Source organism: Streptomyces sp. NPDC056883 (assembly GCF_042788835.1).
In the GTDB taxonomy this organism is placed as follows: domain Bacteria; phylum Actinomycetota; class Actinomycetes; order Streptomycetales; family Streptomycetaceae; genus Streptomyces; species Streptomyces stoeckheimensis.
In genome coordinates this window covers 438,597-462,030 of the sequence record NZ_JBHUBS010000001.1, presented here as the reverse complement: position 1 = coordinate 462,030, position 23,434 = coordinate 438,597, and the positions used below count along the sequence as shown (strand labels likewise).

General features: G+C 73.8%; 23 protein-coding genes and 1 pseudogene. 12 read left to right on the top strand and 12 right to left on the bottom strand.

Annotation, left to right across the window (positions count from 1 at the left end):
* Positions 1-6 precede the first annotated feature (6 nt).
* The gene (locus ACFRU2_RS02225; protein ID WP_382966678.1) at positions 7-1,626 is read right to left on the bottom strand and encodes a beta-N-acetylhexosaminidase; all 1,620 of its coding nucleotides are present in this window, start codon (positions 1,624-1,626) and stop codon (positions 7-9) included.
* Positions 1,627-1,865: 239 nt separating this feature from the next.
* On the opposite strand from ACFRU2_RS02225, the gene ACFRU2_RS02220 reads away from it, so the two are divergent.
* The gene (locus ACFRU2_RS02220) at positions 1,866-2,711 is read left to right on the top strand and encodes a GntR family transcriptional regulator (protein WP_382966677.1); all 846 of its coding nucleotides are present in this window, start codon (positions 1,866-1,868) and stop codon (positions 2,709-2,711) included.
* 25 nt (positions 2,712-2,736) lie between these two features.
* Here ACFRU2_RS02220 and ACFRU2_RS02215 read toward each other — a convergent pair whose 3' ends face one another.
* The gene (locus tag ACFRU2_RS02215) at positions 2,737-2,967 is read right to left on the bottom strand and encodes a hypothetical protein (protein WP_382966676.1); all 231 of its coding nucleotides are present in this window, start codon (positions 2,965-2,967) and stop codon (positions 2,737-2,739) included.
* Positions 2,968-3,341: 374 nt separating this feature from the next.
* Here ACFRU2_RS02215 and ACFRU2_RS02210 point away from each other — a divergent pair, with 374 nt between their 5' ends.
* The gene (locus ACFRU2_RS02210; RefSeq protein ID WP_382966675.1) at positions 3,342-4,526 is read left to right on the top strand and encodes a PQQ-binding-like beta-propeller repeat protein; all 1,185 of its coding nucleotides are present in this window, start codon (positions 3,342-3,344) and stop codon (positions 4,524-4,526) included.
* Between the two features lie 79 nt (positions 4,527-4,605).
* Here ACFRU2_RS02210 and ACFRU2_RS02205 read toward each other — a convergent pair.
* From ACFRU2_RS02205 to ACFRU2_RS02170, 8 genes and pseudogenes are all read right to left on the bottom strand, one after another.
* Positions 4,606-4,758, bottom strand: a pseudogene (locus tag ACFRU2_RS02205) (IS5/IS1182 family transposase); the annotation flags it as partial.
* A gap of 96 nt (positions 4,759-4,854) precedes the next feature.
* On the bottom strand, positions 4,855-5,073 hold the full coding sequence (locus ACFRU2_RS02200) for a hypothetical protein (RefSeq protein ID WP_382966674.1): 219 nt from the start codon (positions 5,071-5,073) through the stop codon (positions 4,855-4,857).
* A gap of 15 nt (positions 5,074-5,088) precedes the next feature.
* Positions 5,089-5,388 (bottom strand): hypothetical protein, encoded by a 300-nt coding sequence (locus ACFRU2_RS02195; protein ID WP_382966673.1) that lies wholly within the window; start codon positions 5,386-5,388, stop codon positions 5,089-5,091.
* A gap of 443 nt (positions 5,389-5,831) precedes the next feature.
* Positions 5,832-6,702, bottom strand: a protein-coding gene (locus ACFRU2_RS02190; protein WP_382967802.1) for an IS5 family transposase whose coding sequence is annotated in 2 segments (ribosomal slippage) — positions 5,832-6,399 and positions 6,398-6,702 — 873 coding nt in all. Because the reading frame shifts where the segments join, the coding sequence is not laid out codon by codon here.
* 104 nt (positions 6,703-6,806) lie between these two features.
* Positions 6,807-7,082 (bottom strand): hypothetical protein, encoded by a 276-nt coding sequence (locus ACFRU2_RS02185; protein ID WP_382966672.1) that lies wholly within the window; start codon positions 7,080-7,082, stop codon positions 6,807-6,809.
* Positions 7,083-7,114: 32 nt separating this feature from the next.
* The gene (locus ACFRU2_RS02180) at positions 7,115-7,450 is read right to left on the bottom strand and encodes an acyl carrier protein (RefSeq protein ID WP_382966671.1); all 336 of its coding nucleotides are present in this window, start codon (positions 7,448-7,450) and stop codon (positions 7,115-7,117) included.
* 272 nt (positions 7,451-7,722) lie between these two features.
* The gene (locus ACFRU2_RS02175) at positions 7,723-8,577 is read right to left on the bottom strand and encodes a GntR family transcriptional regulator (RefSeq protein WP_382966670.1); all 855 of its coding nucleotides are present in this window, start codon (positions 8,575-8,577) and stop codon (positions 7,723-7,725) included.
* Positions 8,578-8,702: 125 nt separating this feature from the next.
* On the bottom strand, positions 8,703-10,361 hold the full coding sequence (locus tag ACFRU2_RS02170; protein WP_382966669.1) for an IucA/IucC family protein: 1,659 nt from the start codon (positions 10,359-10,361) through the stop codon (positions 8,703-8,705).
* 109 nt (positions 10,362-10,470) lie between these two features.
* Here ACFRU2_RS02170 and ACFRU2_RS02165 point away from each other — a divergent pair, with 109 nt between their 5' ends.
* From ACFRU2_RS02165 to ACFRU2_RS02150, 4 genes are all read left to right on the top strand, one after another.
* The gene (locus tag ACFRU2_RS02165) at positions 10,471-12,129 is read left to right on the top strand and encodes an IucA/IucC family protein (RefSeq protein WP_382966668.1); all 1,659 of its coding nucleotides are present in this window, start codon (positions 10,471-10,473) and stop codon (positions 12,127-12,129) included.
* A 33-nt stretch (positions 12,130-12,162) separates the two neighbouring features.
* Positions 12,163-12,819, top strand: coding sequence for a class I SAM-dependent methyltransferase (locus ACFRU2_RS02160; protein WP_382966667.1), 657 nt, complete (start codon positions 12,163-12,165; stop codon positions 12,817-12,819).
* A 93-nt stretch (positions 12,820-12,912) separates the two neighbouring features.
* Positions 12,913-14,445, top strand: a complete 1,533-nt coding sequence (locus tag ACFRU2_RS02155) for an FAD-binding oxidoreductase (RefSeq protein WP_382966666.1) — start codon at positions 12,913-12,915, stop codon at positions 14,443-14,445.
* Positions 14,446-14,514: 69 nt separating this feature from the next.
* Positions 14,515-15,441, top strand: a complete 927-nt coding sequence (locus ACFRU2_RS02150) for a serine protease (RefSeq protein WP_382966665.1) — start codon at positions 14,515-14,517, stop codon at positions 15,439-15,441.
* Here ACFRU2_RS02150 and ACFRU2_RS02145 read toward each other — a convergent pair.
* Together ACFRU2_RS02145 and ACFRU2_RS02140 are read right to left on the bottom strand one after the other, a co-directional pair.
* Positions 15,395-15,787, bottom strand: coding sequence for a hypothetical protein (locus ACFRU2_RS02145; protein WP_250741622.1), 393 nt, complete (start codon positions 15,785-15,787; stop codon positions 15,395-15,397). The two genes, ACFRU2_RS02150 and ACFRU2_RS02145, sit on opposite strands and share 47 nt — an antisense overlap.
* Before the next feature lie 91 nt (positions 15,788-15,878).
* Complete coding sequence (locus ACFRU2_RS02140; protein ID WP_382966664.1) at positions 15,879-16,826, bottom strand: AEC family transporter; 948 nt, start codon at positions 16,824-16,826, stop codon at positions 15,879-15,881.
* Between the two features lie 185 nt (positions 16,827-17,011).
* Between ACFRU2_RS02140 and ACFRU2_RS02135 the strand changes: the two genes are divergently transcribed.
* The 6 genes from ACFRU2_RS02135 (at position 17,012) to ACFRU2_RS02110 (ending at position 23,407) form a co-directional block, all read left to right on the top strand.
* Positions 17,012-18,052 carry an MDR family NADP-dependent oxidoreductase gene (locus ACFRU2_RS02135; protein ID WP_382966663.1) on the top strand — a complete coding sequence of 347 codons (1,041 nt, stop codon included), beginning with the start codon at positions 17,012-17,014 and terminating at the stop codon, positions 18,050-18,052.
* A gap of 56 nt (positions 18,053-18,108) precedes the next feature.
* On the top strand, positions 18,109-18,861 hold the full coding sequence (locus ACFRU2_RS02130) for a MerR family transcriptional regulator (RefSeq protein ID WP_382966662.1): 753 nt from the start codon (positions 18,109-18,111) through the stop codon (positions 18,859-18,861).
* Entirely contained in the window at positions 18,858-20,282 is a 1,425-nt protein-coding gene (locus tag ACFRU2_RS02125) for a sensor histidine kinase (RefSeq protein ID WP_382966661.1), read from the top strand. Before ACFRU2_RS02130 ends, ACFRU2_RS02125 begins: the two co-directional genes overlap by 4 nt.
* On the top strand, positions 20,279-20,959 hold the full coding sequence (locus ACFRU2_RS02120) for a response regulator transcription factor (protein WP_250741626.1): 681 nt from the start codon (positions 20,279-20,281) through the stop codon (positions 20,957-20,959). The genes ACFRU2_RS02125 and ACFRU2_RS02120 overlap by 4 nt, the downstream gene beginning before the upstream one ends.
* Before the next feature lie 169 nt (positions 20,960-21,128).
* A complete protein-coding gene (locus tag ACFRU2_RS02115) occupies positions 21,129-22,181 on the top strand; it encodes an alpha/beta hydrolase (RefSeq protein WP_382966660.1) in 1,053 nt (350 codons plus the stop codon).
* Positions 22,178-23,407, top strand: a complete 1,230-nt coding sequence (locus ACFRU2_RS02110) for an acyltransferase (protein WP_382966659.1) — start codon at positions 22,178-22,180, stop codon at positions 23,405-23,407. Before ACFRU2_RS02115 ends, ACFRU2_RS02110 begins: the two co-directional genes overlap by 4 nt.
* The last annotated feature ends 27 nt before the right edge of the window (positions 23,408-23,434 follow it).

Genomic DNA, 23,434 nt, shown 5'->3' with positions numbered 1-23,434 from the left:
GGGTGTTCATACGGCGTTCCTCTCGGGGTGGGGGGAGGGAAGGGATCGGCCGCGCACGCCGAGGGCGGCGAGCCGGGTCTGGTGGTGGCCTTGGCGGCGCAGGAAGTCCGGCCAGTCGCGGTGCGCCGACCAGGCGGTGTCGGCCAGGGCGCACAGCCTCGGGAAGGCCAGGTATTCGAGCTCGGCCGGGGTGCGCGCGTACTCGGTCCACAGCTGCGCCTGGGTGCCGAGGACACGGCGCGCGGCCTCGGGCTCCCAGTGCGCGGGGGCCGGGTCGTTGTCGTAGACGCCGCGCAGGTCGAGCACGCCGCCGTCCTGGCCGCGCGGTTCGCCGGGGTCGGCGGACTGCGGGTAGTCGAGGTAGGTGGAGCGGTAGGGGGTCATGATCACGTCGTGGCCGCGCAGTGCGGCGGCCCGCCCGTGGTCCGCGTCGAGCCAGGCCAGGGCCGTGAAGGGGGCGGGCAGTTCCGTGCCGGTCCCGGTCCAGCCGAGCGGGCGGCGGCCGAGCCCGGCCAGGTGCGCCGCGACCTCGCCGAGGAACCAGCCGTGGAGGGCGCCCGGGCCGGCCAGCCCCTCGGCGGCGATCCGGGCGCGGGCGGCCGAGGAGGCCTCCCATTCCGTGCGGGGGCATTCGTCGCCGCCGAGGTGCACGTAGGGCCCGGGGAACACGTCGGCGACCTCGTCCAGCACGCCCCGGCAGAAGTCGAGGACGGGGTCGTGTACCCCGAAGACGTTCTCGCAGACGCCCCATCGGGTCCACGTGTCCAGCCGGACGCCGGGCCGGTTGCCGAGTTCGGGGTAGGCGGCGAGGGCGGCGCGGGCGTGGCCGGGCATCTCGATCTCGGGAACGACGCTGACCCCGCGCCGGGCCGCGTAGGCGACGAGCCCGGCCAGTTCCGCGCGGGTGTAGGCGCCCTCGTGCGGGATCCCGTCGCCCGCGGTCTCGGCGCGGCGGCCGCCGATCTCGGTGAGCCGGGGGTAGGCCGGGACCGGCATCCGCCAGCCCTGGTCGTCGGTGAGGTGGAGGTGCAGGACGTTGAGCTTGTGCAGCGCGAGCAGGTCCACGAAGCGGCGTACGTAGGCCACGGGCTGGAAGTGACGGGCCACGTCCAGCAGGGCCCCGCGCCAGGCGAACCGCGGCCGGTCGATGATCCGTACGCAGGGCAGCGACCAGCCGGAGGCGGGCGTACGGGGCTGCGTGCCCCCGGCGGCCGGCGCCCCGTCCGTCGGCTCCCCGGCGGCCAGCGCCTCGGGGGGCAGCAGCTGGCGCAGGGTCTGGACCCCGTGGAGCAGCCCCTCGGGGCGTGCGGCGCGCAGCAGGACGGAGTCGGGGCGGACGGTGAGGACGTACCCCTCGGCGCCGAGCGGCTCCTCTCCGAGGCCCCCGGGGGCGGGGTCCCCCGGGGTCAGGAGGAAGGTGATCCGGCCGTCGGGGTCCGGGGCCAGCGGCAACCCGGTGGCGGGGGTGAGCAGTTCGCGCAGCAGGCCGGCCGCCGCCTCGGCGCCGGGGCCGGCGCGCAGGCCGGTACGGCGGTCCAGGGTGAAACGGCCGGGCAGGGCGGTGACCGAGTCGGGGCGCGGGACGAGCCCGAGGTCGGGGTGGAGGGAAGCGGCGGCGGCGGTCACGGTCTCGGAGATTCCTCACCTGGCTGTTCCGTCAACTCCGTCAACTCATCCGAAGAGGAGTCGAGTTGACCAACTGACCAATTGGTTAGCTGAGTGGCTAGAAGGTGACACGGCCCGAGTGCGCCGTCAACCCCGTACGGGCGGAAAATTTTCCGCGGACTCCTCGCATCCCCCCTCCCCGAGTGGTTAGATGCACATGACCAGTTGGACAGGTGAGCAGAGAGAAGTGGGGGCGGGCCATGACGAAGGACGCAACCGACTCGTCGGGATCCGTACTCAAGCGCGAACGGGTCCGCGAGCACCTGCTGGGGCTCATCGACATCCGGCGGCCCGGCGACGCGATCCCCTCCGAACGCACCCTGTGCGCCACCCTGGAGGTCTCCCGTCCCACCCTGCGCGCGGCGGTGGACGAGCTCGTGGCCACGGGACTGCTCGTGCGCGAGCACGGCCGCGGGATGTTCGTCGCGCCCGCCAAGATCACCCAGGAACTGTCCGCCGACGAGGCCGCCTTCGCGATGCGGCAGGCGGCCGGCCACTGGTCCAGCCGGATCCTGGAGCACTCCACCGTCCAGGCGGGCGCCCGGATCGGCCGCCGCCTGCGCATCTCCCCCGGCGCGAGCCTGCTCTACATCGCCCGGCTGCGCCTGGTGGACGGGGCTCCGATGGCCATCGAGCACCTGCACATCCCGGCCGATCTGGTGCCGGCCCTGACCCCGGAGGAACTGGAGGCCGGGGACCTCTACGAGCATCTGCGCGACCACCACGGCGTGTACGTCCACGAGGCGCAGCAGTCCATCGAGCCGACGGTGGTCAACGAGGGGGAGGCGGGCCTGCTCGACGTGCCGCTGCTCTCTCCCGCCCTGCTCATCGAGCGGCTCACCACCGACTCCACCGGCCGGCCCGTGGAGTACGTGCACTCCGTGTACCGGGGCGACCGCTACCGGATCGTCTCCCGCCTGGCCCTCGGGGTGTCCCCGGGGGCGGGCCGGCCGGGAGGCCACCACCCGGGGATCCCGCCGGGCGACCTCGGCCGCCGGGCGGTCATCACCTCCACCACCACCGGGGACGTGCACACGAGCACGTGACCGTCCCGCGCGGGTCCCTCTTCCCTCAGATGCGGACGAAGACCGCCTTGAGGTCGTGGGCCCGGTCCATCGTGACGTTGACCTGGTTCACGGTGATCGCGTAGCGCCGCCCGTCCAGCTCCCACGCGGCGGCCGGGTGCGCGGGCGCGGCGGCCGGGTGCGCGGGCGTGGCGGCCAGGGCCGGCGGGAGGCCGAGGGGGGTGGCGGAGAGGGCGGCGAGCAGCCCGGTGGCCAGGCCGAGGCGAGAGATGATCATGGGCGTACGAACGCACGTCCGCACCGGCCCGTCCACGCCGACACCCGCTCCCGCCACCGCGTCACCCGGCCACCCCGCCCGGCCTCACCCTGACGGTCCCGGTCCGGCCCCGGCCGGACCTGCCCGCCGGGCCCTCAGCGCCCGCCGGGCCTGCTAGGGCGCTTCTTTCGGATCATCACTGACCAGACTATGAGGCCTGTGTGAGTGGCTTCGAGACGGCCTGGTTCGTCTCGTACGGGTCCGCTGTCGGGTGCTTGGGGAATTTGTCCTGTCTCCGGGGAACCCAGTCGCTATGGTCGTCATGATCACGCAGACCATGATCAGGGGGAGCGATGAGCCGGACAGGCAGAACGAGACGATGGGCTGCTACTGCTGTGGGACTGACGCTGGCGACAACGGCGTTGGCCGCCTGTGGAGGCGGCGGCTCATCGGATGCGAAGGCGCCTGGCAAGTCCCCGGAGCAGTCCCAGGCTGCGTCCGGGAAGCCGAGCCGTCCGGTGTTCGACCCGCCCGTGCGCTTCGAAGGGTCCGCGGTCGAATTCCCTGATGCCGAGCAGCCAAGTACGGCGAGCGGGGACGCGACACGGCCCGCGGTCACGCTTGCTGACGGGGTTGCCTACGTCACCGCCGAGGAGGGACTGGAGGCGATCGACACCGAGACCGGTGAACCGCGGTGGGAGGCGACGACGAAGCACCCCGCGGAAAAGGGCGGTTTCGGAAGCAACCGTGCTGCTCCCCTCGTGTCGGCTGACGGTAAAACCGTGTACGCGGCTTGGGGCAGGAATGTGAAGGGCGAAGGCACAACGCCCGACCGGGTCGTGATCGAGGTGCTGGCCGTCGAGACGGCTACCGGCAAGACGGCGTGGTCGGCCGAGGTCGCCGTCGATGCCACCTCGGTCAGCGCGCCGCGGATCATCGGAGTCGATGCGACCACAGCGCTCGTCACCGGGGCCGGCACCACGTATGCCGTTGACCCCTCCACGGGCACCGTGCGCTGGAAGAAGTCCAAGTTCAGCGCGGTGACCCTGGCCGACGGTGTCGTTGCCGGTGGCGAGAGTACGGGGTTGGGCGAAGGCAGGCTGCTGGGACTTGCAGCGGCCACGGGCGAACAGCGGTGGACCGTGGCAGAGGCGCGGGAGCCGGCCGCAGCCGCGCCGCGGCTGCTCAGCGCAACCGTCGGATTCAAGACACTCGTCGTGGATGCGGTCACCGGTGAGCAGCGAGCGGCACTCGACGGCAAGGGCTGGCGGTGCCGCCACGACGGACAGTCCCTGGTCTTGTGCTCCAAGTACGGGTACGGGGAGGCCGACCGCGGGATCACCGTGTTCGACGCCTCTTCTGTGCAGCAGCGCTGGACGTTGCCCGGCGGCTCCGGACGGAAGGTGCCGAAGGTCAGCGGATTCTGGCACGGCGCCGTGTACGGGGAGGTCGACGACGAGCCGATCGTCCTGGACGGCACGACGGGACAGGACCGACAGACGTCTGCCGGCGCGGCACCGTACGAGATCGATCGGTACGGCGGTGTGGTGGGAACGAAGTTCTATCGCGCCGCAGGCTGACGATGGCGGATCCCGGTAGCTTCATGACCGCCGGAACCCTGCCGTGCGCCTGAAGCGGCGCTGGGCCGTTCCTTTCGGATCACCTCGCTGACCAGATGAAGATGGCGGCGAGGTGGAGTCCGGCGAGGTAGATGGTGGCGGTCTTGTCGTAGCGAGTGGCCAGGCCGCGCCACTGCTTGAGCTTGTTGATGCACCGCTCAACGGTGTTCCGTTGCTTGTAGGCCTCGCGGTCGAAGGCCGGCTCGCAGCGGCTCCCATCTCTCCGGTAGTGCCGGCCGGAGTCGGGCCGGGACGCTGACCCAGGGTGGTCGGTGCCAAGCCTTCCCTACTAATCAGAGGATGCGAGCGGCACGACGAGCCCCTGCATCACGTTTACCGTATGGGTGCGGTGAAGGGACTTGAGGAGGGATTCTTCGATTTCTGCCTCCATCGTCAGAGTCTTCTCGTCGCCAACCGGCTTGATCATGAGATCGGGGTCCAGAGGCCGTCCCACGGCGACAATGTTTCCCGAGAAGTCGTACCAGATGTGAGCGGTTACCTCAGCCACTGCGCTACTCCTACCTCAGCTGCTGGTGACGGTGTCGTACAGTGCGTGCACTTCGGCTACCGCCCAGGCCCTTGGATGGATATTGGTCACCCCTACGGACCGTCCTAGAGGCCCCTCCGTGCCGGCGCGCCAGACGCCGCCTTGGTCGACGACGAGCGCCGCCCCTTCTGTCCCCATGGAGGTGTCCGGCCAGCCGATCACGCTCCACACCACGGCCTGATTGTCTGCCCAGCCGTAGCTGGTGATATAGCGGTAGGCCTTTGGACCGCCTCCGGGATTAATTCCGAACCACATGTAGACCATTTTTGCGGGCATCTCAGCCTCCTTGTCCCCCTTGTCGTCTAGTCGAGATTCCCGGAATGCGAGAGCCGTCAGCCTCACCCCCACGTCTTTCACGCGATTAGGTGTATGCGCCATAGGCCTGAATGGCCGGACGGCAGGGGCCGGCGGGTTTTCGAAGCACCTTCCGCCGCGTTGCTCCCGGACTGAGACTTCTTACGCGTCGGTCAGGCCGAAGTCCCTTGCTTACGGGGCAGACACCGCAGGCCTCGACCTGCTGGTGGCGGGGAACCATCGCGGCTAGTTCAGAGAAGTGACCAGGCCGAAGCTGATCGCGCCGGACCAGATGGGACGCATCGAGGAACCTCCGCTCACCCACCCCCTTCCTTTCCAGCGTCGCACCACACCCGCAGGCCCGCCCCCGCCCACGTCTCGCCAGGTGGCCCGGCCGCCGGTCGGTACCGGCGGCCGGACGAGGGCTAGGGCGTTTCTTTTTGGGAGCAGCGGGCGGTCCACATGAAGATGCCGGCAACGTGCAGTCCGGCTTGGAAGACGATCGAGGTCTTCTCGTAGCGGGTGGCCAAGCCGCGCCAGTTCTTCAGGCGGTTGATGCACCGTTCGACGGTGTTGCGCTGCTTGTACGCATCACGGCTGAACGTGGGCGGGCGTCCGCCCTGCCGGCCTCGTCGTCTGCGGTTGGCGACCTGGTCGGCGGGCTGCGGGATCACGGCACGGATACCCCGTCGACTCAGGTGGGCGCGAATGGCACGGGATGAGTAGGCACGGTCGGCAAGGACAGCGTCGGGCCGCGTGCGCGGGCGGCCGACGGGCCTCGGCACGCGGATGCCGGCCATGACATGCTCGAAGCCCGGTGCGTCTCCTGCCTGCCCTGGAGTCAGGTGGAAGGCGAGTGGCCGACAACGTCCATCTGCGGCAAGGTGGATCTTCGTAGTCAGACCGCCACGGGAACGTCCGATGGCATGATCAGCCGGTTCCCCGTGGGGTGTGCCCTGTCTGCGGGCACCCGCCGCGTGCTGGTGGGCGTACGACGGTGGAGTCGACCGAGATTACCCAGCCCAGGTCACCCTCGGCGTCGACCTGGGCGATCAGGGCGGTGAACAGCCGGTGCCAGGTTCCGTCCAACGCCCAGTTCCGCAGCCGGGTGTAGACGCCTTTCCACGAGCCGAACCGGGTGGGCAGGTGGGACCACGGGGCTCCGGTCGAGAACCTCCACGCGATCGCGTCGATCACCTGACGGTGGTCCCTCCAGCGGCCGCCACGTCGAGGTGAGCGGTCCGGAAGCAGGGGCCTGATACACGCCCACTGGGCATCGGTCAACGGCACAACCAGGTCAACGAGTCCGTTCACAGTGAAGAGCCTGTGCCCACCCCGGAGACCGGCGTACGACGGTGTCGGGCACGCGGCCGCTGTTCGGCGCGTGCCCGGACCCGGGCCTACGCCTTCGGCGTGTACGCGGCCATCTCCTTGGTGTAGCGGGCCTTGTCCGCCTCGGCCTGCTTCACGTAGGGGGCCTTGCCAGCATCGTTCAGCCTGTTCCAGGCGGCGCCCATCTCCTTGCCGATCTCGCCGATGCTCGCATTGGGGTTCGCCTTGACGATTTCCGCCCGCGCCACCTTGGTGAAGAACATGTAGGCGCTCAGCGCCCCCCTGGGCGCGTTGGGGTCCCTCTTGCCCCTGGTCAGCTTCCTGGTCGGCTTCGTGTCTGCCACGGGGATTCTCCGTTCCTTGAGAGTGAGCTGGGTCAGGCGGTCGCGGTGCCGTTGGCGGCCGTAATGTCCTCGGCGCAGTACAGGACGCTGTCCAGGACGTCGTCGACCGTCGTCCAGTCCGCGACCTCGTCGATCAGTCCGTCGACACCGAGCTCCAACTCCAGCGCGCTGGCGATGTTCGTCACCGCCATGTCGTCCGCGTCCAGGTCCTCGGCCAGCCGGCTGTCCAGCTCCAGGTCGTCGCCGTCGCGTCCCAGGACAGCCGCGATCACGTCCCACGCCTGGTCGACCAGCCGCTCCTCCTCCGGGGTCAGGGGCTCACCCTCGTCCGACGCGTCAGTTGCCTGCGTCTCCTCCACAGAAGCCATCTCGCCTCCAGCGATACACGTGAACATGGCATGGCAGCCGACCACGACGGATCGACCGTCACCAACCCGGAATGATCACCAGGCGGCGCCGGTGCCTACCCATCTCCGCTGCCAGGTACACCACCTTCAGTGCCACCAGGCCAGCCGTACGAGGCCGGAGCCCTCCCATCACCGCTGCCTTGCCTCTATCGAAAGGCCCGGCCTGGTCGGCGCCCGCAATCCCATGGTCAATGCCAAGAACAGCTTGATCCCTAAGAAACGCCCTAGGCCTGCTACGTCACCCGGAAGCCGATGGCGGCCGGGGACCGGTCGAAGGTCAGCCGGTCCCAGGTGGGGAAGGCGAGATCGGTGACGGCGAGCAGCCGGCCGGAGGCGTCGTGCAGGGTGCGGCGTACGGTGAGGCCGCCGGCCGGAGTGGCGGCCTGGGGCGAGTTGGTCCGGGTCATGGTGATGGTCTCGGCGACCCGGCCGGCCCGCGCGGCCCCCTCCAGCCAGTGGTGCAGGGGACCCAGGTCCTCGTCCCGGACGCCCGCCACCAAGCGGTCCCGGTAGCGGGACAGTTCGGGGGTCCGCACGACGGTGCGGGGACAGAGGTACGTCACCGCGTGCCGCCGGGTCTGGCCCGTCGGGCCGCTTTCGCGGTGGTGGTGCACCAGGGTCTGCTCCCCGCCGCGCATGCCGAGCTGCTCGGCGAGCGCCGGAGCCAGGGTGACGAGGGTCAGCCACGCCTGGGCCTGGACCCCCGAGGGCGTCGGTGCGGCCGCCGGTGCGGGGTCCGCCTCGGCCGCCGGCACGGAGGCCGGGGTGGAGGCGGGAGCCACGGCCCGGGCGGAGCCCGGGGCCGGACGACCGGCCGGGAACGCCGCCGGGGGACGCTGCGGCGGCACCGGGAACGCCGGCCGGGTGCCACGGCGCCCGGTGACGACGAGGCCGTCCTCCCTCAGGTGCTGGAGGGCGGCCCGGATGGTCTGCCGGTTGACCTCGTAGCGGGCCGCGAGGCTGCGTTCGGAGGGCAGCTTGGCGCCGGGGGTCAGTGCGGTGAGGTCGAGCTCGCGCCGCAACGCTGCGGCGATCCGCTGGTACTTGGGCATGGCGGCCGGGCCGCCGCCCCGCGAAGGGGAGGGCATGGCTTCTCCTCTGACGGGAGGTCAAGGACTGCGCGGTCTGCTCGACCAACGTAGCATTGGTCTATACCTGTCGGTGAGGGGGGATCCGGTATCCGGACCCCGATTGGCCGGAACCGCACGCTCCCTCAGGGCCGCAGCGGGTTGGGAAGCGGCAGGTAGCGGGAGTCGGCACCGTCCGCGCGGGTCCAGCGCAGCAACAGGTTGGTCTTGGCCGGGAGGCTCGGGGCGGCGAGCAGCGCAGCGACCTCGGGCAGGTCGTGCGCGGCGCCGTAGCGCCGGAACTCCGCGCGGGCGGCGGGCCACAACTCCCCGGCCGCCTCCGGGTGGCTCTCCGCGAGCGCGCCCGCCACCTCGGTCAGGTGGTTGACCACCAGGCAGTAGACGAGGCGCTGCCAGGCGGCGGCCCGGTCCAGGTCCGGGAGGAGTTTGACGCCCTCCGCGTCCCGGAAGAGGGCCTGCGCGGGCATGCCCCGGGCGTCGACGCCGACCAGGGTGTTCTGGAGGTGCGCTTCGAGGACCACCCCGTGCCGGGCGAAGAGGTGCAGCACGGGCGGTACCACCTGGCGCAGGTACGCCCGCCACCACGCGGCGGGGTCGGCCGTTCCCGCCAGCGGGCTGCCCGGGAACCCCTCCGCCAGCGCGGCCGCCAGCAAGGGGGTGACGCCGGGCTCCGCGTGCGCCGCGAGGCCGTCACGAACGAGTACGGCGAGCTCCTCGAAGGCGAAGGCGGCCGTCCGGTACCCCCGGTCGGGCAGCCAGGCCGCGACCGACCCGGACCGGCGCAGTTCCGCGAAGCCCGCCTCGACCGCCGCGTCCGTGCGGCGCAGTTTCAGCAGGTCGTGCCGCCACAGCCGGCGCACGTCGTTGGTGATCCGCACGTCGAGGCTGAACTTCACGAACAGATCGCCGGCCGCGCAGCTCCCCGGGCCGCTCCCCGGCCCCGTCCCCGCGCCGCCGGGAACGTACAGGGTCCGGATCGAGGCGGTCGGCCAGACCGGCACCCTCCCGGTGCCCAGCGACAGCAGCCTCCCGTCCGCGAGGGCCTCGCGGACGGCGGGCCTGCCCGCGACCAGGTCGAGCTGCCAGGGGTGGGCGGGCAGCAGCCGGTAGCCGGCCGGCGGACGCGGCCCGCCGAGCGCCTCCGCGAGCGAGTCGACGGCGGCCGCCGCGGCCGGCCCGCCCTCTTCCGCCACCTGGTCCTCGCGCACGGCCAGGAAGGCCAGCGGGAAACGGGCGTACGCCTCGGGGGCGTACGGCAGCCAGCCGTTGGCCGGCCCGCCGCCCCGGGCCTTGGGGGCCGGGTGGTGGGGGTGCCCCATGACCAGGGACTGTTCGGAGCGGACGTACGCGTCCGCCGGCGGCTGCGTGGCCGCGCGGGCGGCGAGCAGCGCGGCGATGGTCTCGCGGCTGTCGGCGATCTCGACCGGGAGCTCGTCGTTGGACACCCCGGTGTACTGGCGCAGCTCGTCGGAGACGAGTTTGACCAGCTCGGTGTGGGACAGCGGATGCCAGCCGGCCCCGGTCCCCAGCTCGGGCCGCTCGGGCCTGCGCCCGGCACGCACCCGCACCAGCCGCCCGCTGCCCGACAGCCGGTACGCGCACCAGCCGTCCTCCGCGGAACCTGTGGACCCCCCTGCTCCCCCGGCTCTTCCTGCTCCCCCGGCTTCGGCGAGCGGGACCGGCTGGGCGGCCTCCCGCAGGAGGCAGTTCAGGAGCGGGGCCGCAGCATAGGTGTCGGCGGCGTTGTCGGTGGCGTTGAGGTCCACGGATTCCATTCGGTCCATCCGGAGCGCCGGAGGTGCGCGGGGCGTACCACCGGCCGTGATCTTCAGTATCCGCGATGATGAAGTGATCATCACGTCATCCGAGAGGACCGGGGCCCTGGATCCCAGCATGCACCTCCCCGCCACCGCAGCCGAAGTGGCCGTAGCCGCCGAACTGGCCGGGCTGTCCGAAATCGACCCCGCCGGATCGGTCGGCCCGGTCGGATCGGCCGGCCCGGTCGGATCGGCCGGCCCGGTCGGATCGGCCGGCCCGGTCGGATCGGCCGGCCCGGTCGGCGCGCACCCCGACGGCCTCGCGTACGCCGCCGCCCTCCCCGGCGCGCGCGCCGCCGTGCTCACCCGGCTGTGGCGGGCGTTCGCCTTCGAGCCACTGCCGTGGATCACCCGTCGGGAGCGGGGTTCCGGCGTGCTCGCGCTCCGGCTCGCCTCGGGCTCCCGGCTGGAGGGCCCCCTCCCCGACCCGTACGCGACGACCTTCTCCGCGGTCCGCGCGAGCGCGCCCCCCGTGACCGAGCTGCTGCTCGACGGCCGTCCCTACCGGCGGGCTTCCCTCCTGGTGGCGGCGCTCGGGCTGCCGTACGGGGAGGAGTTCGCCGCCGAGCTCGACGAGAGCACGGCCTCCCTCGCCCTGTCCCGCGCCGGTCAGCCGGCCGGTCCGGACGCCGGGGACCTCGCCGCCTGGGAGTGGGAACAGCGGGTGGTGGACGGCCATCCGTACCACCCCAACTGCCGCTCCCGGCCCGGTTTCACGGTGGCCGAGCAGCTCGCGTACGCACCCGAGCACCGGCCCGTGGTCACCCTCGGGCTGGCCGCCGTACGGGCCTCGGAGTGCCGGGTGACCGGGGAGTGGCCGGACCGGTGGCGGGAGGCCGGGCGGATCCTCGTACCGGTCCATCCCTGGCAGGCCGAGCACGTGGTCAAGCAGGAGGACGGGCACGAGGTGCGGCCCGGGCCCGCCGCGCACCCGTTGATGGCCCTGCGCACCCTCTCTCCGGCGGACGGCGGCCCGCACGTCAAGACCGCCCTCAGCACCCGCCTCACCTCCTCCGTGCGGGACATCTCCGTCTACTCCATCGAGACGGCCGCAGCGGTCTCCGCCTTCGCCCAGAGCCTGTCGGAGCGGCTCGACGGCCGCCTGCACATCACCCGCACCCTGGGCGCCGTCACCGCCGGCACCCCGGACCTGGCCGCCGTGCTCCGCGAGGCGCCCGAGGCGTACGCGGACCGGGGCGCGGGAGAGCGCGTCCTGCCCGTGGCCGCCCTGGCGCTGACCCCGTACGCGCGCTCCGACGCCTGGCGGGCCGGTTTCGCCCGCCTCGCGCTGTCGGTGTGCCTGCGCGTCCTGGATCTCGGGGTGGCCCTGGAGGCCCACGGCCAGAACCTGCTGGTCGTCCTGTCCGCCGACGGCACCCCGCAGCGGCTCGTGTACCGCGACCTCGCCGACATCCGGATCAGCCCGGCCCGCCTCGCCCGGCACGGGCTGGCGGCGCCGGCGCTGTCGGGGCGGCTGATCACCGACGACGTGGCCCTGCTGCGCCGCAAGCTCTTCGGTTCGCTGGTGGCGGGGGCGCTCGGCTCCACGGCCGGTTCGGCCGCCGCGCTCGCGGCGGACCTGGCGGCGGCCGCGCCCGGGCTGCCGTCCACCGGGGACACCCGGGCGCTGCTGACCGGGCCGCTGCCGACCAAGGCGCTGACGCTGATGCGGCTGAGCCCGGGGGTGCCGGGCGATCAGTGGGCCGAGCTGGACAATCCGCTGACCGGGGGCTGAGTTCGGGGCGCGAGCGGGCTACTGTCCGGGGGCATGGCATCGACTTCGCACCTGAACTCCGTCCGGTCGTCCTACGACGCCGTCGCCGCCGACTACGCCGCGCTGCTGACCGGAGAGCTGGACGGCAAACCGCTGGACCGGGCCATGCTGGCGGCCTTCGCGGAGTACGTGCGCGGGGACGGGCCCGGCGGCGGCCGGGCGGTCGCCGACCTGGGCTGCGGCCCGGGCCGGGTGACGGCGCACCTGGACGGCCTGGGGGTACGGGCCTTCGGAGTCGACCTGTCCCCCGCGATGGTGGCGGTGGCCCGCCGGACGTATCCGGGGCTGCGGTTCGAGGTCGGCTCGATGGCCGCGCTGGACATCGCCGACGGGGTCCTCGGCGGGGTGCTGGCCTGGTACTCCACCGTGCACACCCCACCCTCCGGGCTTCCCGCGCTGTTCGCCGAGTTCGCCCGGGTGCTGGCTCCGGGCGGGTACCTGCTCATCGCGTTCAAGGCCGGCGACCGGCAACTCCGGCTGGAACACGCGTACGGGCATCCGGTCGACCTCGACGTGTACTGGACCCCGCCCGAGCTGATCAGCGAGCTGCTGGCCGGAGCGGGCCTGACCGAGACGGCCCGCCTGGTCCGGGAACCGGACGCCGCGGAGAAGTCCCCGCAGGGCTTCCTGCTGGCCCGCCGGGCGAGCTGACCCGGCCGTCGGGCATGGGCCGTTCGGGGGGCAAGCAGGCCCCCGTGGGCCCGCCTTCGCTCCGAACGGGCAAGGCGGTGGCAGGAAGGAGGGATGACCCTCCACCGCCGCCAGGTCCTCGCGGGAGCCGCCACGGGCGTCCTCGCCTCGATCGGCGCGACGGCCCGCGCGACGGCCCGCCGCGCGGACCCGGACTACGGGGCGCTGGCCCGGAGCCTCGACGGCCGGGTGGTGACGGCGGCCGACCGGGACTACGACGAGGCCCGGCAGCTGTTCCAGCCCCGCTACGACACGGTCCGGCCCGGCGCGGTGGCCTACCCCGCGCACCCCGGGGACGTGGCCGCCTGTCTGGACTTCGCCCGCCGCTCGGCCGTCCCCGTGGTGCCGCGCGGCGGCGGCCACGGCTACGCGGGCTGGTCCACGCGCGAGGCCGGACTCGTCATCGACACGGGCGCCATGGCGGAGGTGGCCGCGGAGTCCGGAACGGGGGTCCGGATCGGCGCGGGCGCCCGGCTCGGGGAGGTGAACGCCGTCCTCGCCGCGCGGGGCCTGGCCGTCCCGACGGGACTGTGTCCCTCCGTCGGCATCGCCGGTCTCACCCTCGGCGGCGGGCTGGGCCTGTCCTCCCGCACCTGGGGCGCCACCTCCGACCGGCTCACGGGGGTGACCCTGGTGACCCCCGACGGGACGGTCCGCGAGGTCGCCGCCGACCGGGAGCCCGACCTGTTCTGGGCCCTGCGCGGCGGCGGGGGCGGCAACTTCGGGGTGGTCACCGGGTTCCGCTTGCGCACCCACCCGGTCTCCGACTGCGCCTTCGCGGAACTGCGCTGGTCCACCGGCGACTCCCCCGCCGTCCTGCGCGGCTGGCAGCGCTGGCTGGAGGCGCTGCCCGATCCGTTCTGGAGCCAGGTGGAGTTCACCGTCGACGGCGGCCCGGTCGGCGCCCCGGCCGTGCGGGTGCTCTGCCTGGACGGCGGTCGCGCGGAACTGGAGCGGCAGCTGACCCGGCTGTCCGACCTGGTGGGCGAGCCGCCCCGGGAGAGCTGGACCGTCGTACGCGGCTACGGGGACACCGTGCGGGCCATGGCGGGCTGCCTCGACCGGAGCCCCGCCGCATGCCGCCTCCCGGGCAGCCTGCCGGGGCACGATCCCCAGGGGCGGCTCGGCCGCGACTCCTACGCCGCCCGGTCGGATTTCTGGGCCCCGGGCGGGCTCACCGAAGCGGCCGCCGCCGCGGCACTGGCCGCCCTGCGGCGCTACGCCGGGAGCGTGCCGCGCGGCGGGTTCGGCGTGGTGCAGTTCGACGGGGTCTGCGGCGGGGCCCTGAACCGGATCCCGGCGCGGGCCACCGCCTTCGGGCACCGCTCGGCCGGGTTCCTCGCCCAGTACCTCGTCTACTGGCCCGGCGCGGCTCCGGCCGCCGACGTCGGCCGGCACCAGGGCTGGCTGGACGGGCTCTGGCAGGACCTGCGGCCCTGGGCGAGCGGAGCCGCGTACCAGAACTACGCCGACCCGAAACTGACCGGCTGGCGCGAGGCCTACTACGGGCCGAACCTGGCCCGCCTCGAAGAAGTCCGGCGCCGCTACGACCCGGACCGGCTGTTCCGCTTCCCCCAAGCCGTATAGCCCCCAGCCCCTTCCCCCTAGCACCCAGCCCCTCGCCCTCCCTGCCCATCCCCGAAGAAGGAGACGGACATGCGACGTACGTTGACGGTGGCGGCGGCCACGGCCGCCCTGCTGCTGCCCGGCGGGCCCCAGCCCGAGGCCGAGGCCGGCACCGCCCCGGCCAAGGCCCCGGCGACCGACCGGTGGTCGGCCCGGGAGGCGGAGTCGTTCTGGACTGCCGACCGGATGGCGTCCGCGGTGCCGATCAGCCGCGGCGGCGCCCCCGCGGCGGTGGACGGGACCGGCCGCGACTTCGACGGCATCCCGGTGGTCGGCCGGATGTTCGTCATGAAGGGCGGCGGCGCGTACTTCTGCACCGCGAGCGTGGTCGCCTCCCCCGGCCGCGATCTGGTGCTCAGCGCGGCGCACTGCCTGCTGGGGACGGACGCCCGCCAGGTGGCCTTCGTACCGCAGTACACGGCCCAGAACCCCCAGCCGTACGGGATGTTCCCGGTCCTGCGCGATGCGGCCGGCCGCTCCAAGGTGTGGATCGACCCGCGCTACCGGGAGCTCGGCGCCGACAAGGGCGCCGCCCTCGACGTGGCCTTCGCCCAGGTCGGCCCGGACGCCGACGGCTACCCCGTGGAGGACGTGGTGGGCGGGAACCGGCTGGTCACCGGCGCCCCGTACGCGCACAAGCAGGTCTCGCTGATCGGCTATCCGGCCTCCGCCGCCCGGCCCCGGCTGTGCGTGAACCGGACGACGAAGTTCACCAGCACCGATCCGGGGATCCCCGGATCGTTCCTGCGGATCGACTGCACCGGCTATCCGGGCGGCACCAGCGGCGGACCGTTCCTGACCGGCTTCGACGAGCGGACCGAGACCGGCGACGTGGTCGGGGTGATCGGCGGCTGGAAGACGGGCGGGGACACCCCCGACACCTCCTACAGCTCCTACTTCGGCGCCGACGTCAGGAAGTTGTACGAGAAGGCTCTTGCCGGGGCGCGGGTGGCGTGAGCACCCGCACCCAGCGGGTGCGGCGCGGGTTCCCCACCGTGCGCGGGGTCGCCGGCAGCCCCTCCGCGGTCAGCGCTTCGGCGGGCGCGAGGCCGAGCTGCCGGCGCAGGTCCGCGAGGGCGGTGTGCACGGGTCCGAGGATGACCTCGGCCCGCGGATGGGCGTACGCGAGGGCGTGCGCGGCCGTCTCGATGGCCTCGGCGGCGTCCTCGGCGGCGCCCCGGCTCCACCCTCCGGGGGCGGCGGCGCCCCACGGCGCGAGGGTGTCGTAGAGGTGGCAGGCGGCATCGGCCACGGCGTCGGCCTGTTCACCGACGCCGGGCGCCGCGATCGACGGGAGCTCCATACCCGCTCAACGAGCGGAGTCCGCCCGGGGAACGGAGGCCACCGCGGTCACGGAGAGGGGGCGGACAGCTGGAACAGCGGGGACAGCGCAGTCACATGGACACCGCCTGCAGCCAGAGCGGCAGCAGCAGGAGGGAGACCAGGGAACTCTTGATCACGACGGCGGCGGAGAGGTTCACGCCCACGTCGTAGCGCTGGGCGAAGATGAACAGGTTCTGGGGCGTCGGCATCGCGGCGATCAGCACGAGGTACGTGAGCCACTCGCCCCGGACCCCGAACAGCCCCCCGCACACCGCCCACGCCAGCAGCGGGAAGGCCACGCACTTGAAGCCGATGAGCGCCAACTCCTCGCGGGTGGTGCCCCGGACGTCGAGGCCGATGCCGCCGAGGTGCAGTCCGAGGGCGAAGAGGGCCACCGGGGATGCGCTGTCCCCGACGAAGGCGGCCCCGTCGAGGATCACCTCCGGGACGTGCACGGAGAGCAGGTTGAGCAGGATCCCGGCGTTGCAGGCGAGGACCAGCGGGGTGACGAGCGAGGCGCTGACGGCGCGGGACAGGCGCCGGGCGGGGCCGCCCGAGCCGGGGCCGGCCCGTCCCAGTTCCATGATGGCGATGACGACGAGCGACAGCACGCAGACCTGGAAGAGCAGCACCGGGAAGATCGGCGCCGCCGTCCCGAAGAAGGTGATGAAGACGGGGACGGCGAAGTAGGCGGTGTTGACCTGGACCCCGGCCATCACGCGCAGCGCCACGGCCCGCGGGTCGCGCAGTCCGGCCGCCGCGGAGGCGGCCGCGACGGCCGCGACCGCGAGGGCGGCGGCCGCCGCGTACCCGCCGATGGCCCGCCAGTCGAAGAGGGCGGAGAGGTCCGCGGCGTAGATGTTGCCGAACAGGTAGCAGGGGACCGCGAAGAGGAAGGCGTAGTCGGCGAAGGCCTTGGAGGCCTCGGCGGGGACCACCTTGCGGCGCGCGAGGAGCACGCCGACGCCGAAGGCCAGTGCGACCGGTATCAGTTTCTCCAGCGCGGCAGCCCCGCCCATGCCTACCCGCTCCCCGCCGTTCACCGATATCCGTGCAGGGCGCAGTCTATGCCGAACAGTTGCGGCGGCCGGGGCGGGCTTGACCCTGACGTGCGGGTCAGGGTTTAGCGTCGGCGCACCCACCCGCCCCGGCCCGGTGGCGGCCGTCCGGGCCGTCGCCGGCCGCGCCCTGCCGAGGAGCCCCGATGGCCACGGACCTGCCCCGTACCGCACGCGAGATCCGGCTCGCCGCCCGCCCCGAAGGGCTGCCCGAGCGGGCGGACTTCGCCGCCGTCGAGGTACCGGTGCCGGAGCCCGGTCCGGGCCGGGTGCTCGTCCGCAACCGCCACTTCCTGGTGTTCCCGGGCCTGGTCACCCTGATCGGCGGTCCGGTCGAGGGGCTGCCGCTGCCCCCGCTGCACGCCGGTGACACGCTGTTCGGTCCGGCCGTCGGCGAGGTGGTGGCCGCCCCGGCCGGCAGCCCGCTGCGGCCGGGCACGCTCGTCACGCACCTGCACGGATGGCGGGAGTACGCCCTCGTGGACGCCGCCGACTGCACCCCGCTGGACGACACCCTGCCCGACCCTGTGGCGTACCTCGCCCAGGGCTCGGCCCCGTACGGCGCGCTGACCCGGCTGGCCGGGGTGCGGCCCGGGGACACCGTGCTGGTCACCGGGGCGGCCGGCGCGGTCGGGACCCTCGCCGGTCAGACGGCTCGGCTGCTGGGCGCGGGCCGGGTCATCGGCACCACCGGCTCTCCGGAGAAGGCCGAGCGGCTGGTGGCGGAGCTGGGCTACGACGCGGTCCTGCTCCGGGGCACCGGGCGGCCCTTCGCGGAGCAGCTCGCCGGGGCGGCGCCCGAGGGGATCGACGTACTGGTGGACACGGTGGGCGGCGAACAGCTGTCCGCGGCCCTCGGCGCCGCCCGGCACGGCGCCCGCTTCGCTCTGGTCGGCGCGCTCGCGGGCCAGCTGGCGCCGGGGCCGGCCGGGGGCGGCGCGCCGGTGGGGCCTGTGGAGGTCGACTCGTTCCGGCTGGTCGTCCGGGGCGTCTCGGTGCGCGGGTACCTCGGTACGGAGCATCCGGGCGTGGAGGAGGAGTGGACCGCGCGCTTCGGGGCCTGGCTGCGCTCCGGGGAGATCCGCTTCCCGCACGTCCGGCTCCCGGGCATCGATCGGGCCCCGCAGGCGTTGCGTGAGTTGACGGAAGGTCGGCACTTCGGCGCCGTGGTGGTGGAGTTGCCGTAGTAGTCCGGACCGCGAGCGGGCGGCTCGGTGGTGCGGGGACACGGGGGTAGCACGGGATGCGGATCGGTGACGCGGCGGCAGCAGCGGGGACCACGCCCAGGGCGCTGCGGTTCTACGAGCAGCGCGGACTGCTCGCCCCGCAGGGCCGCAGCCCCTCCGGCCAGCGGGAGTACGGGCCCGGGGACGTGGCCAGGATCCGGATCATCCGCGATCTGCTGGCCCACGGGTTCACCGTCGAGGACCTGCGCGGCGTGGCCGACCGGCTCCACCTGCTCGCGGCGGACCCGCCGCCGAGCTGCGGCTCCGGCGGCGGGGTCGTCGGACACCGGCTCTCCGTACTGGACGCGGAGATCGACCGCCTCACCCGCCTGCGCGAGGCCCTGGCCCGCCGCGCGGGCCTCCCCTCCCCCGCCGCTCCTACGACGGCCCCGGGCTCGGCGCCGGACCAGGTCCCGGTGCCGGACCCAGCCCCGGTGCCGGACCCGCTGCCAGATCCGGTGTCAGTGCCGGAGCCCCGCCCGGTGCCGGGCCCCAGCCCGGTGCCGGACCCAGCCACTGTGCTGGTGCGGAACCCAGTGCCGGCCCCCAGCCCGGTACCGGACCCTACGGCGGTAACGGACCCGGTGCCCGACCACGTGCCCGGCCCGGACCACGTGCCCGGCGCGAGCCCGGTGTCGGGCCCCGTGGCGGTGACGGCCCCGGGCCCGGTGCCGGACCCCCGCCGGGGCAGGGCGGGGAGACCCGGGCGGGCGGTGAGCCTCGACCGCGGCTCGGGCGGGCCGCGGGCGCATACGCTGGGCCGATCATGAGCAAGCGAGCCCGATCCCGATTCCGATCCGTCTTCCGAGCCCGGCCCGGGTCCCCGTCGTCCCCGTCCGGTTCACCGCATGGGTCCCAGCCGGAATCCGCGTCCGGGCCCCAGCCGGGATCCGGGTCCGGGCCGGTCGGCCCGGGCGCCTCCCCGTCCCCCGCCCGGCCAGGGCAATTCGCGGTGGCGTTGCGCACGCCCGCCCGGGCGGCCGAGCCCCTGCTCGCGCAGGCGCCCGAGGCCTGGCAGCGGATGCTGCCGTACGCGGTGACCGCCGTGTGCGTGATGGCGCTGCTGCCGGTGACGATCGCGGTGCTGACCAACGACTACAAGGCGGGCGGCGGCTGGGCCGGGGCGCTGGGCGTGGCCCAGACCCTGCCCCTGCTGCTCGCCGTGACCCGGCCGCGCACCGCGTGGGGCCTGGTGCTGGCGGCCGACACGGTGGGGGCCGTCGTACTGACCCAGGCCGACGGGGTGGCCGGGCACGCCTGGCCCTGGACCCCGATGGTGATCATCGGCTACCTGGTGCTGATGGCCTGCCTGGGGCTGCGCGAGTCCATCCGGACCCTGGTCGGGGTGTGGCTGGTGACCGGGGTGACCGGGGCTCTGCTGAACGCCTTCAAACCGGACGGGGTGACCAACACGGTCGCCCTGCTGTTCGTCCTGGCCGGGGTGATGCTCGCGCTGACGGGAGCACTGCGCGGGCTCGGCGACGCACGCCAGAAGGTCGCCGAGCAGGAGAGCATCAGCGAGGCGGAGCGCGCCCGCCGCACCTTGCTCGAAGAACGGGCCCGCATCGCGCGGGAGTTGCACGACGTGGTGGCCCACCACATGTCGGTGATCACGGTGCAGGCGGATTCGGCGCCGTACCGCCTCCCCGGCATGGCGGAGCCGGTGCGCGAGGAGTTCGCCGCCATCGCGTCGAGCGCGCGCGAATCGCTGGGCGAGATGCGGCGGCTGCTGACGGTGCTGCGCGGCGACGAGGCGAACGGCGCCGACCGGACCCCGCAGCCGGGGCTCGGCCGGTTGCAGCAGCTGGTGGAGGCGACCGTACGGGCCGGGCAGCCGGTGGAGTTGGCGCTGGCCAAGGGCGCGGCCGGGGCGGCGCCGCCGGCCGTGGACCTGTCGGCGTACCGGATCGTCCAGGAGGCGCTGGCCAACGTGGTGCGGCACGCGCCGGGGGCTCCGACGCACATCTCGGTGACCTTCGACGAGGAGGAGCTCCTCGTACTGGTGGTCAACGGCCCGGCACGGGACGCGGTGGTGGCGCTGGAGACCTCGGGCACCGGGCACGGGCTGGTGGGGATGCGGGAGCGCGTACGGTTGACGGGCGGGACGCTGGACACCGGTCCGCTGCCCGACGGCGGCTTCCGGGTCGCCGCCCGCATGCCCATCAACACCGCACCCGAGGAACCAAGTTGACCATCCGCGTGATCATCGTCGACGACCAGGCCATGGTGCGGGCGGGTTTCGCCGCGCTGTTGTCGGCGCAGGCCGACATCGACGTGGTGGGCGAGGCGCCCGACGGACGCCAGGGGATCCAGGTCTCCCGCACCGTCCACCCCGACGTGGTGCTGATGGACGTCCGGATGCCGGAGATGGACGGGCTCAGCGCCGCCCGCGAGCTCCTCGATCCCCCGCCGGGGGTGGTGCACCGGCCGAAGGTGCTGATGCTGACCACCTTCGACATCGACGACTACGTGTACGAGGCCCTGCGCGCGGGGGCCTCCGGCTTCCTGCTGAAGGACGCCCCGCCGGCCGATCTGATCGCCGCGGTGCGGGTGGTCGCCTCGGGCGAGGCGCTGCTGGCTCCGTCGGTGACCCGGCGCCTGATCGCGGACTTCGTCGAGCGGCGGCCCGCGCCGCGCCGCAATCCCGCACTGCGGCTGAACGGGCTGACCCCGCGGGAGACCGAGGTGCTGGAACTGATCGCGCGCGGCCTGTCGAACCAGGAGATCGCCGGCCATCTGGTGCTGGCCGAACAGACGGTCAAGACGCACATCGGGCGGGTGCTGGGCAAGCTGGACCTGCGGGACCGGGCGCAGGCCGTGATCTTCGCCTACGAGGCGGGGCTGGTGCGGCCGGGCGACGGCGGCTGATCCGCCTCCCACCTGCCTCCTCCACCGGCCTCCTCCACCGACGTCCTCCACCGGCCGGTCTCCTCCACCCCCTACCGGGGTATGACATCCGACTTGGCTCCACGGTGCGACGCCCGTTGCGGCACCTCCTTCTTACCTTCCTCCTCGTCACGAGGAGAGGAGAAGGGGCATGCGCCGCTTCGCAAGGACACTGGTCACGGCCGCACTGGCGGCGGCGGTCGTCGCCGGCACCGCGGGATGGGCCTCCGCGGACGCCCAGACGGCGGTCACCGGCCCGCTGCCGGGCACCGCCGCCTGGCAGGCCGACACGGTGTCCGGGCGGCCGCTGCCGGATCCGGCGCGGGCGACGCCGGCCGAGGTCGCGCGGTTCTTCGCCGGGCTGGACGCGACCCGGGCACGGGACCTCGTACGGGCCCACCCGCTCGTGGTGGGGAATCTGGACGGGGCTCCGCTCCCCCTGCGGTACGAGGCCAACCGGCTGGCCGTACGGGCGACCGGCGAGCCGCGCTTCGCCTCCCTGGCCGCGCCCGACCGGCAGATCCTGGCCTTCGACCCGCGCGGACGGGGCACCGTCGCCGAGGTCTTCGGGGACCTGGAGCGGTCCGCGCACGTATCGGTGATCGTGCCGGGCTCGGACAACGACGCCACCACCTACGACCGCCCGCGGGCCGCGTACACCGGCCCGGCGGGCATGGCCCGCTCCCTGCGGTCCGCGACCGGGGAGACGGCCGCCGTCATCGCGTGGACCGGCTACACCACGCCCGTGGGTTTGGGGGGGCGGGGGCTGGACACCGCCCGCGGGCGGCTGGCGGAGGCGGGCGCGGTCCGGCTCGCCCGGTTCACCGAGGGGCTCGCAGCGGTCGGCGCGCCCGACCCGGTGCTGTTCTGCCACAGCTACGGCTCGGTGGTCTGCGGGCTGGCGGCCCGGCACACGGACGTCACCGACATCGTCGCCTTCGGCTCCCCCGGCATGCGGGCCGACAGCGTCGCCGGACTGCGCACCGAGGCCCGGGTCTGGGCGGCACGCGGTCCCTCCGACTGGATCTCCGACGTGCCCAACGTGGAGTTCGCCGGGCTCGGCCACGGAGCCGATCCCACCTCGGCGGCCTTCGGCGCCCGCCGGATCGACGCCGCCGACGTGGCCGGCCACACCGGCTACTTCACCCCCGGCACCCGGTCCCTGAAGGCCTTCGCCGCGATCGCTACGGGAGCGGGCCGATGAGCACGCCGGGCGTCCTCACCCAGGTACGGGCGGCCGCCGGCCGGATCGACGCGAAGACCCCCGCCCACCGGGACCGGGCGATCGACGGACTGCGGGCACTGGCCCTGCTGGCCGTGCCGACCGGGCACTGGCTGCTCGGCGGGTTCACCCTCGACTCCGACGGGGCCCTGCACAACGCGAGCCCCCTCTCCGCCTTCGGCGGCCTGGCCCCGGCCAGTTGGGTGCTGCAGATGCTCGGCATCTTCTTCCTGGTCGGCGGCTACGCCTCGGCGCTCTCCTTCCGCCGGCACACCGGATCGGCCGGGGCCTGGCTGAAAGGCCGGATCGCCCGGCTGGGGCGGCCGGTGCTCGGGGTCACGGCGGTGTGGGCGCTGGCCGCGCCGGTGCTGTACGCGGCCGGGGTGCCCGAGGCCACCCTGCGGACCGGGGCGAAGCTGGTGATCCAGCCGCTGTGGTTCGTCGGGGTGTACGTGGTGGTCACCGCGCTGACCCCGTACTGCGTGCGCGCCGCGCACCGGTTCGGCGGCTGGGCGGCGGCCCCGCTGCTCGCCTCGGTCGCAGTGGTGGACTTCCTGCGCTACGGGCCCTTCGCGGACTCGGTGCCCGGGTGGGTGGCACTGGTGAACATCCTGCCGGGCTGGCTGTTCGCGTACCAGCTCGGCGTGGACTGGGGCGAGGGCCGGATCGGGCGGCGCGGGGGACGGCTGCTGCTGGCGGGCGGGAGCGTCCTGTTCGCGGCCCTGCTGGTGGTCTTCCACTACCCGGCCTCGATGGTCGGCGTCCCGGGCGAGGCCCGGACCAACTCCCATCCGCCGTCGCTGCTGGTACTGGCCCTGGCCGCGGCCCAGTCGGGGGCCGCGATCCTGGTGCGGGATCGGCTGGCGCGGCTGCTGGCCCGGCCGATGCTGTGGGCGCCGGTGGTCGTGATCAACCTGTGCGCCATGACGATCCTGTGCTGGCACCAGACGGCGATGCTGGCGGCCGCGGTGCCGGGGTCCTTCGCGGGCGGGCTGGCCGGGCTGACGACGGCGCCGGACAGTGTCGGGTGGATCGTGGCGCGGCTGGCGTGGATGCCGGTGTTCGCGGCGCTGCTGGTGGGCATCGCCCGGTACGCGCGCCGGTTCGAGCGGCCTGCGGCGGGGCTGCCTCGGGCCACGGCGGTGCGCCGGACCGTGGCGGGCCTGCTGGCGGCCGGGTTCGCGGTGTTCGCGCTGGGGTTGGCGTAGGGGCGCGGCCGGAGCACCCGTACGAAA

Excerpts from the sequence above, each read along its gene's own strand:
- ACFRU2_RS02170 (WP_382966669.1), bottom strand. The coding sequence starts at position 10,361 with ATGGACCGAATGGAATCCGTGGACCTCAACGCCACCGACAACGCCGCC.
- ACFRU2_RS02175 (WP_382966670.1), bottom strand. The coding sequence starts at position 8,577 with ATGCCCTCCCCTTCGCGGGGCGGCGGCCCGGCCGCCATGCCCAAGTAC.
- ACFRU2_RS02215 (WP_382966676.1), bottom strand. The coding sequence starts at position 2,967 with ATGATCATCTCTCGCCTCGGCCTGGCCACCGGGCTGCTCGCCGCCCTC.
- ACFRU2_RS02115 (WP_382966660.1), top strand. The coding sequence starts at position 21,129 with ATGCGCCGCTTCGCAAGGACACTGGTCACGGCCGCACTGGCGGCGGCG.
- ACFRU2_RS02145 (WP_250741622.1), bottom strand. The coding sequence starts at position 15,787 with ATGGAGCTCCCGTCGATCGCGGCGCCCGGCGTCGGTGAACAGGCCGAC.
- ACFRU2_RS02155 (WP_382966666.1), top strand. The coding sequence starts at position 12,913 with ATGACCCTCCACCGCCGCCAGGTCCTCGCGGGAGCCGCCACGGGCGTC.
- ACFRU2_RS02220 (WP_382966677.1), top strand. The coding sequence starts at position 1,866 with ATGACGAAGGACGCAACCGACTCGTCGGGATCCGTACTCAAGCGCGAA.
- ACFRU2_RS02165 (WP_382966668.1), top strand. The coding sequence starts at position 10,471 with ATGCACCTCCCCGCCACCGCAGCCGAAGTGGCCGTAGCCGCCGAACTG.
- ACFRU2_RS02135 (WP_382966663.1), top strand. The coding sequence starts at position 17,012 with ATGGCCACGGACCTGCCCCGTACCGCACGCGAGATCCGGCTCGCCGCC.
- ACFRU2_RS02150 (WP_382966665.1), top strand. The coding sequence starts at position 14,515 with ATGCGACGTACGTTGACGGTGGCGGCGGCCACGGCCGCCCTGCTGCTG.
- ACFRU2_RS02160 (WP_382966667.1), top strand. The coding sequence starts at position 12,163 with ATGGCATCGACTTCGCACCTGAACTCCGTCCGGTCGTCCTACGACGCC.
- ACFRU2_RS02140 (WP_382966664.1), bottom strand. The coding sequence starts at position 16,826 with ATGGGCGGGGCTGCCGCGCTGGAGAAACTGATACCGGTCGCACTGGCC.
- ACFRU2_RS02195 (WP_382966673.1), bottom strand. The coding sequence starts at position 5,388 with ATGCCCGCAAAAATGGTCTACATGTGGTTCGGAATTAATCCCGGAGGC.
- ACFRU2_RS02180 (WP_382966671.1), bottom strand. The coding sequence starts at position 7,450 with ATGGCTTCTGTGGAGGAGACGCAGGCAACTGACGCGTCGGACGAGGGT.
- ACFRU2_RS02125 (WP_382966661.1), top strand. The coding sequence starts at position 18,858 with ATGAGCAAGCGAGCCCGATCCCGATTCCGATCCGTCTTCCGAGCCCGG.
- ACFRU2_RS02130 (WP_382966662.1), top strand. The coding sequence starts at position 18,109 with ATGCGGATCGGTGACGCGGCGGCAGCAGCGGGGACCACGCCCAGGGCG.
- ACFRU2_RS02110 (WP_382966659.1), top strand. The coding sequence starts at position 22,178 with ATGAGCACGCCGGGCGTCCTCACCCAGGTACGGGCGGCCGCCGGCCGG.